Origin of the sequence: Paraburkholderia sp. HD33-4 (assembly GCF_021390635.1) — a bacterium.
Taxonomy (GTDB): domain Bacteria; phylum Pseudomonadota; class Gammaproteobacteria; order Burkholderiales; family Burkholderiaceae; genus Paraburkholderia.
In genome coordinates, this window is record NZ_JAJEJS010000002.1 from 17,017 (window position 1) to 29,042 (window position 12,026).

9 protein-coding genes are annotated in these 12,026 nt (G+C 65.9%); 5 read left to right on the forward strand and 4 right to left on the reverse strand.

The features are described from left to right. Positions 1 to 3: 3 nt before the first annotated feature. Genes hpnE through L0U84_RS19965 form a run of 3 tightly spaced genes read left to right on the forward strand, consistent with a single transcriptional unit; the run spans position 4 to position 4,136 of the window. Positions 4 to 1,272: a hydroxysqualene dehydroxylase HpnE gene (hpnE, locus tag L0U84_RS19955; protein ID WP_233852122.1), complete on the forward strand. Its 1,269-nt coding sequence runs from the start codon at positions 4 to 6 to the stop codon at positions 1,270 to 1,272. After that, on the forward strand, positions 1,269 to 3,353 hold the full coding sequence (gene shc, locus L0U84_RS19960; protein ID WP_233852124.1) for a squalene--hopene cyclase: 2,085 nt from the start codon (positions 1,269 to 1,271) through the stop codon (positions 3,351 to 3,353). The genes hpnE and shc overlap by 4 nt, the downstream gene beginning before the upstream one ends. 3 nt (positions 3,354 to 3,356) lie before the next feature. Then, positions 3,357 to 4,136 (forward strand): phosphorylase, encoded by a 780-nt coding sequence (locus L0U84_RS19965; protein ID WP_233852126.1) that lies wholly within the window; start codon positions 3,357 to 3,359, stop codon positions 4,134 to 4,136. Positions 4,137 to 4,250: 114 nt separating this feature from the next. Here the strand turns inward: L0U84_RS19965 and L0U84_RS19970 are convergent, their stop codons facing one another. Together L0U84_RS19970 and L0U84_RS19975 are read right to left on the reverse strand one after the other, a co-directional pair. Next, on the reverse strand, positions 4,251 to 4,562 hold the full coding sequence (locus tag L0U84_RS19970) for a hypothetical protein (protein WP_233852128.1): 312 nt from the start codon (positions 4,560 to 4,562) through the stop codon (positions 4,251 to 4,253). 137 nt (positions 4,563 to 4,699) lie between these two features. Then, positions 4,700 to 6,166, reverse strand: coding sequence for a M30 family zinc metallopeptidase (locus tag L0U84_RS19975; protein ID WP_233852129.1), 1,467 nt, complete (start codon positions 6,164 to 6,166; stop codon positions 4,700 to 4,702). Between the two features lie 710 nt (positions 6,167 to 6,876). Here L0U84_RS19975 and L0U84_RS19980 point away from each other — a divergent pair. Further along, positions 6,877 to 7,362 (forward strand): acyl-CoA thioesterase, encoded by a 486-nt coding sequence (locus tag L0U84_RS19980; protein WP_233852130.1) that lies wholly within the window; start codon positions 6,877 to 6,879, stop codon positions 7,360 to 7,362. A 162-nt stretch (positions 7,363 to 7,524) separates the two neighbouring features. Here the strand turns inward: L0U84_RS19980 and L0U84_RS19985 are convergent, their stop codons facing one another. After that, on the reverse strand, positions 7,525 to 8,559 hold the full coding sequence (locus L0U84_RS19985; RefSeq protein WP_233852131.1) for an MlaA family lipoprotein: 1,035 nt from the start codon (positions 8,557 to 8,559) through the stop codon (positions 7,525 to 7,527). 2 nt (positions 8,560 to 8,561) lie between these two features. Continuing rightward, positions 8,562 to 11,177 (reverse strand): MMPL family transporter, encoded by a 2,616-nt coding sequence (locus tag L0U84_RS19990; protein ID WP_233852132.1) that lies wholly within the window; start codon positions 11,175 to 11,177, stop codon positions 8,562 to 8,564. Positions 11,178 to 11,389: 212 nt separating this feature from the next. Here L0U84_RS19990 and L0U84_RS19995 point away from each other — a divergent pair, with 212 nt between their 5' ends. Continuing rightward, entirely contained in the window at positions 11,390 to 11,992 is a 603-nt protein-coding gene (locus L0U84_RS19995; RefSeq protein ID WP_233852134.1) for an MlaC/ttg2D family ABC transporter substrate-binding protein, read from the forward strand. The last annotated feature ends 34 nt before the right edge of the window (positions 11,993 to 12,026 follow it).

The window sequence follows — 12,026 nt, forward strand, 5'->3', positions numbered from 1 at the left end:
CTGATGCCGAAGCTCGTCCATGTGGTCGGCGCGGGCGTAGCCGGGCTCGCCGCCGCCGTGCAGTTGCAGCGGCGCGGCGCGCGGGTCGTGCTGCACGAAGCGCAGGATCACGCGGGCGGCCGCTGCAGTTCGTACTACGACGCGCAGCTCGGCGCGACGCTCGACAGCGGCAATCACATCGTGCTGTCGGCCAACACCGCGACGCTGAACTACGTGCGCGCGATCGGCGCCGCCGACGAGCTGGTCGGCCCCGCGCAGCCCGAGTATCCGTTCATCGATCTGGCCACGGGTTCGCGCTGGACCGTGCGTCTGTCGCCGGGGCGCTTGCCGTGGTGGATTTTCGATGCGCGCGCGCGCGTGCCGAATACGGCGCCTTCCGACTACCTGTCGCTCGTGCCGCTGCTGTTCGCGAAGCCCGGCCGCAGTGTCGCGCAGACGATGCGCTGTGACGGTCCGCTGTGGGACCGGCTGCTGCGGCCGCTGTTGCAGGCGCATCTGAATCTGGAGCCGCGCGACGCGTCGGCCGAGCTGACCGGCGCGCTGGTGCGTGAAACGCTGCTCGCGGGCGGGCTCGCGTGCCGGCCGCTCGTCGCGCGCAACGGTCTTGGCAGCGCGTTCGTCGATCCGGCGCTGCGGCTGCTGCAACATGGCGGCGCGACGATCCGGCTCGGCTCGCCTCTGCGTGACATCACGTTCGCGGCCGACCCGGCGCGTGTGCAGACGCTGCATTTCGCCGACGACAGCATCGCGCTCGGCGCGAACGAGGCGGCGATTCTCGCGCTGCCGCCCGACGCCGCGGCGGCGCTGGTGCCGGGTTTGCGCGCGCCGACGCGTTTCGCGGCCACGCTGAACCTGCATTTCGCGGTCGAGCCGCCGTTCGGCACACCGCAGATCACCGCGCTGCTGAACGGAACGGCCGACTGGCTGTTCGCGTTCGACGACCGCCTGTCGGTGACGCTCAACGGCGCCGAGCGGCACCTGAGCACGCCGCACGACGCGCTCGCGGCAACCGTCTGGGCCGAGCTCGCGCGGGCCGTGAATCTGCCGCTCGCGCCGCTGCCGCGCTGGCAGGTGGTGGCGCACCCGCACGCGATGTTCGCCGCGTTGCCCACACAGGAGACATTGCGGGCGGGCACACGCACTCGCTGGAACAATTTGCTGCTCGCGGGCGACTGGACGGCCACCGGCCTGCCCGCGATGCTGGAAGGCGCGATCCGCTCAGGCCAGAAGGCCGCGGATACGCTGCTGAATCAACCGATGGAACGCAGATGAACGACTTATCTCAAACCCAGCCGCTCGACGCGGTGCTGCCCGACGCCGCCGATGCGGCGCTGAACCCGGCCGAAGCAGCCGTGGTTGCCAACGCGCCCGCCGTGGCGGACGCATCGGCAACCGCAACCCCCGCGCCCGCGCAAGACGCCGGCGCGAGCGCGCTCGACGCATCGATCACGCGCGCGACCGATGCGATCCTGGCCGCGCAGCAGCCCGACGGCCATTGGGTCTACGAACTCGAAGCCGACGCGACGATTCCGGCCGAATACGTGCTGCTGGTCCACTATCTCGGCGAAACGCCGAACCTCGAACTCGAGCAGAAGATCGCGCGTTATCTGCGCCGCATCCAGTTGCCGAACGGCGGCTGGCCGCTCTTCACCGACGGCGCGCTCGACGTCAGCGCGAGCGTGAAGGCGTACTTCGCGCTGAAGATGATCGGCGACCCGGTCGACGCCGAGCACATGGTGCGCGCGCGTGATGCGATCCTCGCGCACGGCGGCGCGGAACACGTGAACGTGTTCACGCGCATCCTGCTCGCGCTGTTCGGCGTGGTGTCGTGGCGCGCGGTGCCGATGATGCCGGTCGAGATCATGCTGCTGCCGATGTGGTTCCCGTTCCATCTGTCGAAGGTGTCGTACTGGGCGCGCACGGTGATCGTGCCGCTGCTCGTGCTCAACGCGAAGCGGCCCCTCGCGCGCAACCCGCGCCGCGTGCGCATCGACGAGCTGTTCCGCGGTGCGCCGGTGAACACCGGCATGAACGAGCGCGCGCCGCATCAGCATGCGGGCTGGTTCGGCTTTTTCCGTTGTGTCGATACGGTGCTGCGCGCGGTCGATGGCCTGTTGCCGAAGGCGACCCGCGAACGAGTGATCCGCGCGGCGGTCGCGTTCGTCGACGAACGGCTGAACGGCGAGGACGGCCTCGGCGCGATTTTCCCGGCGATGGCCAACTCGGTGATGATGTACGACGTGCTCGGCTATCCGGCCGATCATCCGCATCGCGCGATCGCTCGCAAGTCGCTCGACAAACTGCTCATCGTCAAGGACGACGAAGCGTATTGCCAGCCATGTCTGTCGCCGGTGTGGGACACGTCGCTCGCGGCGCATGCTTTGCTCGAAACCGGCGAGGCGCGCGCCGAACAGGCGGCCGAACGCGGGCTCGCGTGGCTGCGTCCGCTGCAGATTCTCGACGTGCGCGGCGACTGGATTTCGCGCCGCCCGAACGTGCGGCCGGGCGGCTGGGCGTTCCAGTACAACAACGCGCATTACCCGGACGTCGACGATACCGCGGTGGTCGCGATGGCGATGCATCGCTCGGCGGCGCTCACGCAATCCGATGTGGATCGCGACGCGATTGCCCGCGCGCGTGAATGGGTGGTCGGCATGCAGAGCAGCGACGGCGGCTGGGGCGCGTTCGAGCCGGAAAACACGCAGTACTACCTGAACAACATCCCGTTCTCGGACCACGGCGCGCTGCTCGATCCGCCGACCGCGGACGTGTCGGGCCGCTGTCTGTCGATGTTCGCGCAGATCGGCGAACTGCCGCAAAGCAGCGAACCGGCGCAGCGCGCCTTCGACTACATGCTGCAGGAGCAGGAATCGGACGGCAGCTGGTACGGCCGCTGGGGCCTGAATTACATCTACGGCACGTGGACCGCGCTGTGCTCGCTGAACGCGGCCGGCTTGCCGCACGACGACCCGCGCATGCGGCGCGCGGTGCAATGGCTCGTGTCGATCCAGAACGAGGACGGCGGTTGGGGCGAGGGTGGCGAGAGCTACAAGCTCGACTATCGCGGCTACGAGCGCGCGCCGAGCACCGCGTCGCAGACCGCGTGGGCGCTGCTCGGGCTGATGGCGGCGGGCGAGGTCGGTCACGACGCGGTGGCGCGCGGGATCGACTATCTGCAGCGTGAGCAGCGCGAGCATGGGCTGTGGGACGAAACACGCTTTACCGCGACCGGCTTTCCGCGCGTGTTTTATCTGCGCTACCACGGATATCGCAAGTTCTTCCCGCTGTGGGCGCTCGCACGCTTCCGTCATTTGAAGCGCAATGGGCTCACGCGCGTCACGGTCGGGATGTGACGGATGTCGGTGTCGATGATGCCGTCCGTCGGGACGGGCGCTAACAGCTTGCCGGTGATCGTCGTGACGGGCATGGCGTTCGAAGCGCGCATCGCGCGCGGCGACGGCAGCGAGCGCGTCGAGGTCGTGTACGCGGCGCGCGCCGATCTGCTCGAGCGCGCGCTGAACGCGGCGCTCGCGCGCGGCGCCGCGGGGATCGTCAGTTTCGGCACGGCCGGCGGCCTCGCGCCGGATCTGGAGCCGGGCGCGCTGATCGTCGCGGATGCGGTGCATGGGCCGTCTGGACGCATCGATACGGATCGGCAATGGGCGGAACGCATTGCCGCAGCCGTGACTGACCGCAGGATGGCCGAAGGGCTCGCGGGACGCGTGCGCCGCGGCGCGATGGCGGCGGTCGCCGCGCCGCTGATCACCGCCGAAGACAAACGCGCACTGCACGAATCGACCGGCGCGCTCGCGGTGGACATGGAATCGCACATCGCGGGCGCGACCGCTGCCGCGCACGGTCTGCCGTTCGCCGTGTGCCGCGCGGTCGTCGATCCGGCCTGGCGTACACTGCCGCCGGCCGCGACGGCGGGGTTGCGCGACGACGGCAGCACCGCCCTCGGGCCGATTCTGCGCGAATTGCTGCGGCAGCCGTCGCAACTCGGCGCGCTGCTGCGCCTTGCCGCCGATGCGCGCGCCGCGCGGACTACGCTGGTCGAGGCGCGCAATGCCTTGGGGAAGGGCGGCGTGCTACGGGTCGCGGGCGTCGACAATGACGCGCCGGGGAAGGGCGCTTAGCCGTTCGAACCGCGTCCGCCTGGTCGTGAGGTTCGGCGAACCGATGCATGCGCCGATGTAGAACGCTGCTCAGCTGTTGACCACCTGCGCCATGGATCGTTCGCCGCGATGCACTCACGGCGCTTTTGCGTCGCCCTCGGTCACCGTGTCAACCTGAATAGCGGGCAGCCCTGACGGTACAGCGTTGGAGCCGACATGCCCGGTGACATGCACGATGCTGTTCTGCAGCTTCATTGCCACGGCACGGTCGATGCCGACGAGCTGCCAGATCTTCGTGCCGCTGGACACGACCGGATAGGTGAACGGCTCGTTGCCGCGAATCGTCAGGGTGCCTTGTACCTCCACCATGTCACCGATATGCGGCGTGTCGGCGCAGGCCGTGCCAACGCCAAGGACGAGCAGGGAAAGAAGCAGTTGTCTGAGCATGAAGGCGGAAGAGGTCGGTCAGGTGCCCGGTGGGAAGCTTTCGCTTGCGGCTATCTTGCTTGAAAAAAGCCGTCCCCGAAAGGGACGGCTTCTGCAATGCAGCTCGCGCAAAATGGTCGCGCCGCTGCGTTCCGGCGTTACTGCACGACCACCGACAACGTCACACCGGGCGGAAGCGTCACCGTTTCCTGATACTTGCCCGAAATGTTCGCGCGCACGGCCGGGAAGCTGGCGTAGCCGAGCAAAACGCCCGGTGATGCGGACGGCAGATCACGAGTCTTCTTCGACGGATCGATGGAGGGCAGCGTGAAGCCACCTTCCGCGCGCGACGGGAATGCGTACAGGCTCATGTTCGCGCCGAACGGCACTTGCCCGCTGGCGGCGACCGTGAAGTGCCGCAACTCCTGTGCGACGCTGGAGTCCGGGCGGACCTGCTTGATGGCGTCGTTCAGCACGTCTATCGATGCCGTCGCATTCTTGTCGTTCAGAAGGGTCTTGTAGAAGGTCAGACCGAGCTGGCGATTCAGAAAGCCGCCGAACGAACCGTTCGTCGTGTAGCTGTCGCAGGTCGTGTCGGCCGGGTCCCACGTCGTCAGGCCGCAGGTATAGCTGCCGTGGCCGTTGTACGTCAGATACTGGGGCAGTCGATTGTCTCGCACCGAGTTGTAGGTGGGGTCGATATTAAAGCTCACCCAATCTTCCATCATCATGGCCGTGGTCTCTTCGAGCCACGTGTCATACGCGTACTGGGTGCCCATCAGCATGTCGCGACGGTAGAAGTTCTGCATGTGCGTACTCTCGTGCGCCATGACGGTCTGCATCGCCTGCATGCCCGCGGTACCAGCCAGATACAGGGTCTCGGAATCCAGATAGAGCGAAAGGTCCGAATTGCTGACGGCCGTAGCGCCGCTACCCTGGTTGACGAAGTTATTGATGGCCCAGAAGTAACCGACCGTCCCATAAGGCTGGCCATCATGGTTGAAGTTCGCCACGACGAGGTCCACCGGTTGGGCTCCGGGAATCATGCCCGACATGGTGACCGTACCCCAGAAAGGACCGCCCACGCCCGTGACCATGTCATAGACGCCTCCGGCGCCCGCGTAATTCTGCAGGAGCGTGTTGACGATGGTCGGAGTGATTTTTCCGGTGCCGTACTCAGTCGTTTCGACCCACAGGTTGACCTTCGTGCCGTCGGAAGTCGTGGTCGTGGCTTCGAGCGTCATGTGACGCTGGGTGTAATCCATCAGCCAGAAGTCGCGCGTGTCGCCGATGTTGTAGGTGGCCACGGTACGTTGCACTGCACCGATCACCTCGGCCGAGGCCGCGGCGCCCGCCGTCGATGGCTTGTTCACCAGCGCTTTCCAGCCGTTGGTGTTGAACTCGTGGACCGCCGCCATGTGCGGGTCTTCGCCGGTCGACGGGTGGGTTGCCGCGTTGGCGACGACGTCGGCTGACGACATCACGCTTGCGCTGACCGGCACCGCCGACATGGCCTGGCTGCTGCCTTCGTTGGTGAATACGAGCGTCGCGGTGCGTCCCGTCGCGCCGTTGATGGCGATGGTGACGGTATCGTTCTGCGCGCTGCTGTTGACTGCTTGCCACAAGCCCACGCCGCTACCGGAGTAGGTCGAGTCGTCGGCCGCACCGCAGTTGGTGCATGCGGCGTGGAGCTTGCCGTCAGCTGACGGGGTGAAAGTAGCCGGCGGAGTCGGGGAAACCGGAGCAGGGGACACCGGGGCTGGGGAAGCCGAAGTTGGCGAACCGGTGTTCGTAGTGCTGGAGGTGCGGGTGCTGCCGTCGCCACCTCCACCGCCACCGCATGCTGAGAGGCCTGCGGCCAGGGTAAGTGTCGCGATTAACCCGAAAACAGATTTCGAACGTTTGATAGACATCCTCGTTTTTGCCCTCGTACGGCTTGGTTGGTTTAAAGGTTTTTGGTTTTTTTGGGTGCGGCAGGCCTTGTGCGAGCGCCGACGGCACTCAATTGTTATCGGCAGAAAACAATTTGTAATTGAGGGGTAAGGAACGCTGTCCACTCCAAATAGAGGGCGCCATCGAAAAGGCGCCCGGTGACGCCCTTTTGTGTATCTAAGGAAGGGCTTGGGAGGGGCGGCGCGTTGCGGAAAACGACGCTCGCTTGAGGTGGCGGTGCGGCTGCGCGGACGGTGTCGCGCAGCATCGCCTATCGGGCCGATTAATTATGCAATTGTTGAAATACTAGGGAAAACCCTTAGCTTTGGTACAATGCTAGTGTTAACCCTAGGTCATGGCGCGTGACGCGTCCGGCCCGGGAGCCTCAAACGCGGAGTACCAGATGAATTTTCATACGAGAAAGTGGGTCAAGCCCGAAGACCTGAATCCCAACGGCACCTTGTTCGGCGGCAGCCTGCTGCGCTGGATCGACGAGGAAGCCGCGATTTACGCGATTTCCCAGCTGGACAACCAGCGGGTCGTGACCAAGTTCATGTCCGAGATCAACTTCGTCAGTTCGGCACGCCAGGGTGACATCATCGAACTGGGCATGACCGCCACGCATTTTGGCCGCACGTCGATCACGCTGCGCTGCGAAGTGCGCAACAAGATCACCCGCAAGAGCATTCTGACGGTCGAGAAAATGGTGTTCGTCAATCTCGACGAAAACGGCGATCCGGCGCCGCATGGCCGCACGCGTATCCGTTACGCGGACGAGCAGTTCGCCCACTATCGCGCGAACTCCAGGCCGGTGCCGCAACCTGCATCAGTCGTTGCGGTCGAGGAAGATCGGGTCGCGGCGCGCAGCGAGGTCGACAGCCTGCACTGAGCGGGCTGCTGCGAAGCCCGCCGATTTGCTCGGGCGAGGTTTTGGCTGTATTTCCACGCGGGGCGCCCATCGATGGCGCCCCGCTGTGCTTTGGACCGCTGGACTTGAAGCGCCAAGGCACGGGCCTGCGCGGCGCCCGGGCCTCCGGAGCTCCCTGGAACGTTATTGCGGGGCCGATGCCGGCGCGGCAGGCGCGGCTGGCGTAGCAGGTGCAGCTGGCGTAGCGCCCGCGGCGGTGTCGCCCGGATCGGAGTAGTTCGGCAGATCTCCGCTGGGCGCGCTGGTCGCGCCGCCCGACGCTCCGTTTGGCGCAGGTGCGGACTCTCCCGGATCGCTGTAATTCGGCAGCGCGCCCGGCGCGCTCCTGGCCGCGCCGCCCGCTCCCGAAGCCCCGTTCGGCGCCTCGCCCTGATCGCTGGGATCGGAGTAATTCGGCAGTCCGCCCGCCGGCGCGCCGCCCGCAGGCGCAGCCGGGCCCGTATCGCCGTGATCGTCGTACTCCGGCAGCGGTGGAGGGTTATTGCTCGTGCCGCGCAGACGCGTGAGGCGCTGCTGCACATAGGCATCACGCACGAACGAGTATTTGTCGAGCGCAGCCTGCTCCAGCAGCGTGGTCGCGCCGAGCAGATCCGAGCGCGTGCTCACGAACTGCAGCACGTACAGCGGATTGCGCGTCGCGGGTTCGATATAGTTCAGCGGATTGAACTTCACGTCGACGATGAGCCCCATGCTGTCGCGCACCGTGCTCGGCCCGAACAGCGGCAGGACCAGATACGGACCCGACGGAATGCCCCAATGCCCGAGCGTCAGACCGAAGTCCTGCTGATGCTTGGGCAGCCCGGCCGGCGTCGCCCAGTCGAGCAGGCCGCCAATACCAAACACCGAGTTGAATGCGAAGCGCACGATGTCTTCGGTCGCATCGGTGATTTTCAGTTGCAGCAGGTTGTTCGCGGCGTTGGTGAGGTCACCGAGGTTCGAGAAGAAATTGCTGACAGCCGTGCGCAGCGGCTGCGGCGTCACTTTCTGGTAACCCTTCGCGACCGGCGTGGCGATATAGCGATCGACTCCGTCGTTGAAGTTGAAGATCACCCGGTTCACCGGCTCGAACGGATCCCCTGGCTTGCGGTCGGGAGCGGTCGCGCAGCCGGAAATGAGACCCGCGGCGGTGAAAGCCAGCGCGGTGTGACGCAGCTTCATGCTCATATTCCTTTTTGCTTCCCGCGACGTTGACGCGGCTTGCCCATCAGCACCGGCTGGAAAACCACCGCGCCGATCAGCGTGCAGAACAACGAAAGCGCGAGCAGCCTCCCCATGCTGGACGTGCCCGGATGGTGCGACAGCCACAGGCTACCAAAGGCGGTCGCCGTTGTGGCGGCGCTGAACAGCACCGCATGCGTGAGGCTCGACTGCAACAGGCCGGTCTGGCCGTGGCGCCACGCCATCACGAAGTAGATCTTGAACGCGACGCCGACGCCGAGCATCAGCGGCAGCGCGATGATGTTCGCGAAATTCAGCGGCATGCCGAACACCACGCAGAGTTCGAGCGTGACGAGCGCAGAAACCAGCAGAGGCACCAGCGTGCGCAGCACGTCGCCGACCCGGCGCAGCGCGATCCATAGCAGCACGGCGATCGACAGCAGCGCATAGACGGCCGCTTGCAGGAACGCCTTGATGATCGTGTCGGCCGAATGCAGGATCGAGATCGGTCCGCCGATCGCACCCGGCTCCGCCTTCTTCACCGCATGCGCGAAGCGCGCGAGCATCTGGTCGTCGTTCGGATCGATGCCGGGCGGCACCTTCGGCGCGATATCGACGAGCGCGTGCCCGCCCTTGCCGATCCACATCGCGGTGATGCCCGGGGGCAGACTCTGCTGAGTGATTTCGGACGGCTGCAGCAGGCTCTCCAACTGCTTCAACGCGATGCGCAGCGTGTCGGACATCGCGACTTCGGCGCGCTCGCGCGTGGCGGCGTCGGCGGCGGCGAGCTTTTGCAACGTCGCGGACAGGTGCTGCGCTTCTGCCGCGCCCGGTCCCGGGTGGTCCTCGGCGGCGAGCGACAACTGATTCGCCGCGCGCTTCAATGCGGCGACGCGCACCTCGTCGGTGGCCTGCGGCGCGCTCTGCTGCTGCAGCGCCGGCAGCAACTGCTGCGCGGCGCTCGCGATCAGCATCATCTTCTGCTGCTGGTCGGCAGGCACGAAAGTGCTCAGCGTGTTGACGCGGCCCACTTCCGGCAGCTTGCGCAGCCGCGCGGCCATCGCGTCGGCGTCGGCAAGCGACGGCGCCAGCGCCTGCACGTTGTTGACCGCGGCTTCGGGCGAATCCTTCAGCGACAGCAAGGTTGCCATCGACTCCGTATGCGGGTCCTTCAGATGCAGCGGATTGAAGTCGAAACGCAGATGCGTGAGCAGCGGCGTCGCACCGATCACGACGAGCAGCGTGCCGATCAGCACCGGCTTGCGATGGCGGTCGAGGAAGTCGTCGACGGGTTCGAGCTGCTTGAAACCCGGCGAGGCGACTTCGCCCGGCGGGTTGAAGAGCTTCAGCAGCGCCGGCAGCAGCGTCATGTTCGTGAAGTACGCGACGAACATGCCGACCCCCGCGATCTGACCCAGCTCCGACACGCCGCGATACGCGGTCGGCAGGAACGAGAAGAAGCTCAGCGCGACTGCCACGGCCGCGAGCGTGAGCGGCACGCCGATGCTGTGCGCGGTGTGCATCAGCGCGGCCGACAGCCGGTTGTCGCGGTTGCGCTCCTCGCGATACTTGACGCCGAACTGCACGCCGAAATCGACGCCGAGCCCGACGAACAGCACCATGAACGCGACCGAGATCATGTTGAGGGCGCCGACCATCATCAGACCGAGCGCGGCCGTGATCGCGAGACCGACGAACAGCGTGATGAACACCGCCGCGATCATGCGGCCCGAGCGCAGCGCGAGCCACAGAATGATCAGCACGACGATGAAAGTACCGATGCCGTTCAGCACCGCGCCGTCCTGCACCGACGCGAACTCCTCGTCGGCGAGCGGCTGCTCGCCCGTCAGGCGGATCGTCGCGCCGTAGCGCTGTTCGAGACGCAGCGAGAGCGCGGTTGCGCGAATCGAACTCGATGCGGCCGCGCCCGGCTCCAGCGCGTCGTAGTTGACGACCGGCTGCACGACGACGAACGAGCGCGCCGGATCGGTGGCAGTGCCTTTGTCGACGAGCGCACGCCACGAGAACGCGGCGGGCTGGCCGGCCAGCACGCGATCGAGCGTGTTCGCGCTTTGTCCGAGCAGCCGGCTCATGTCGGCGAGTTTGAGCTGGCCGAGCTGCAGCGGCAGCAGCAGACTCGTGGTCAGCGTGCCGGCGAGACCGGTCAGGCTCGGATCATGCGCAAGCTGATTGACGAGCGGGCGCGACTGCACGAGTTGCGAGGTGGTGGACATCACCTCGTCGGTGGACGGAAACAGCAGGCCGTTGTGCTCGAAGAACGGGCCGCCGGCGGGCTGCGAGACCGACGTGAACTCCTTCGGATCGGCTCTGAGCGCGGCGCTCAGCGCGTTGGCCGCGGCATCGGCGAACTCGGGCGCGCGCGCCTCGACCACAACCAGCACGGTGCCGCCGCGGTCGGGGAAGGCTGCGTCGAGCGCATTCTGGACTGCCGCCCATTGCTTGTCGGTCTCGATGAGACGGCTGATGTCCGTGTTGATCTTGAAGTTATGCACGACGTAGACGGCGCTCAGAACGGCGAGCACGATCGACACCGCGATGATCCTCAGCGGATGACGCACCGAGGACGCGACGAGACGGACGATATATGGCTTCAGCATGTAGGCGGACGTGGCCTTATCACGGGTGTTGTTTTTGACGAAGGTGCATAAGTATACAGAGGCCGGGCAAGCAAGCCCGACTTCGGTAGCAAGTAGGGCTCCCGACGGCTTCGCCGGGACGGGAACGCAATCCCCGCTATACTGGTCTACCCCTCTTTAGCCGCGGGCTGTGCGGCCTGCCGGCGCTACTTCTTTCGAGTCATGACAAGCGTATGAAACGATATCTGACTGCTTTTGTGGCTGCGGCCGTGGTATCCACGGCGGCGTTTGCGCAGAGCGCACCCGACGCGGTGGTAAAAAGTGCGGTCCAGGGCACGGTGACTGCAATGAAGGCTGACCCGCAGGCGCGCGGCGGCGACATGGCGAAGATCACCCAGGTCGTCCAGACGCACTTCCTGCCCGCTACCGACTTCCAGCGCACTACGCGCATCGCGGTCGGCAAGCCGTGGTCGACCGCGACACCGGAGCAGCAGAAGCAGTTGTACGAGCAGTTTACGCTGCTGCTTACGCGCACCTATGCCGCATCGCTGTCGCAACTACGCAACCAGGACGTGAATTTCCAGTTTGCGCCGGTCAGCATGCAAGGCGGCGAGACCGACATCGTCGTGCAATCGCACGTCATCAGCAACGGCGGCGACGACGCGATCGGCTACCGGCTCACCAAGGGGCCGTCGGGCTGGAAGATCTACGACATCAACATGATGGGCGCTTGGCTGATCCAGGTGTATCAGACGCAGTTCGCCGATCAGATCGCCAAAGGCGGCATCGACGGGCTGATCAAATTCCTGACCGAGCATAATGCGCGCGGCGCGTAAGCGGGTCGGTCGACAGAAGTTTTAATCGGTAAAA

Coding starts and splice junctions, on each gene's coding strand:
- hpnE (WP_233852122.1), top strand. CDS start 4: ATGCCGAAGCTCGTCCATGTGGTCGGCGCGGGCGTAGCCGGGCTCGCC.
- shc (WP_233852124.1), top strand. CDS start 1,269: ATGAACGACTTATCTCAAACCCAGCCGCTCGACGCGGTGCTGCCCGAC.
- L0U84_RS19965 (WP_233852126.1), top strand. CDS start 3,357: ATGTCGGTGTCGATGATGCCGTCCGTCGGGACGGGCGCTAACAGCTTG.
- L0U84_RS19970 (WP_233852128.1), bottom strand. CDS start 4,562: ATGCTCAGACAACTGCTTCTTTCCCTGCTCGTCCTTGGCGTTGGCACG.
- L0U84_RS19980 (WP_233852130.1), top strand. CDS start 6,877: ATGAATTTTCATACGAGAAAGTGGGTCAAGCCCGAAGACCTGAATCCC.
- L0U84_RS19985 (WP_233852131.1), bottom strand. CDS start 8,559: ATGAAGCTGCGTCACACCGCGCTGGCTTTCACCGCCGCGGGTCTCATT.
- L0U84_RS19990 (WP_233852132.1), bottom strand. CDS start 11,177: ATGCTGAAGCCATATATCGTCCGTCTCGTCGCGTCCTCGGTGCGTCAT.
- L0U84_RS19995 (WP_233852134.1), top strand. CDS start 11,390: ATGAAACGATATCTGACTGCTTTTGTGGCTGCGGCCGTGGTATCCACG.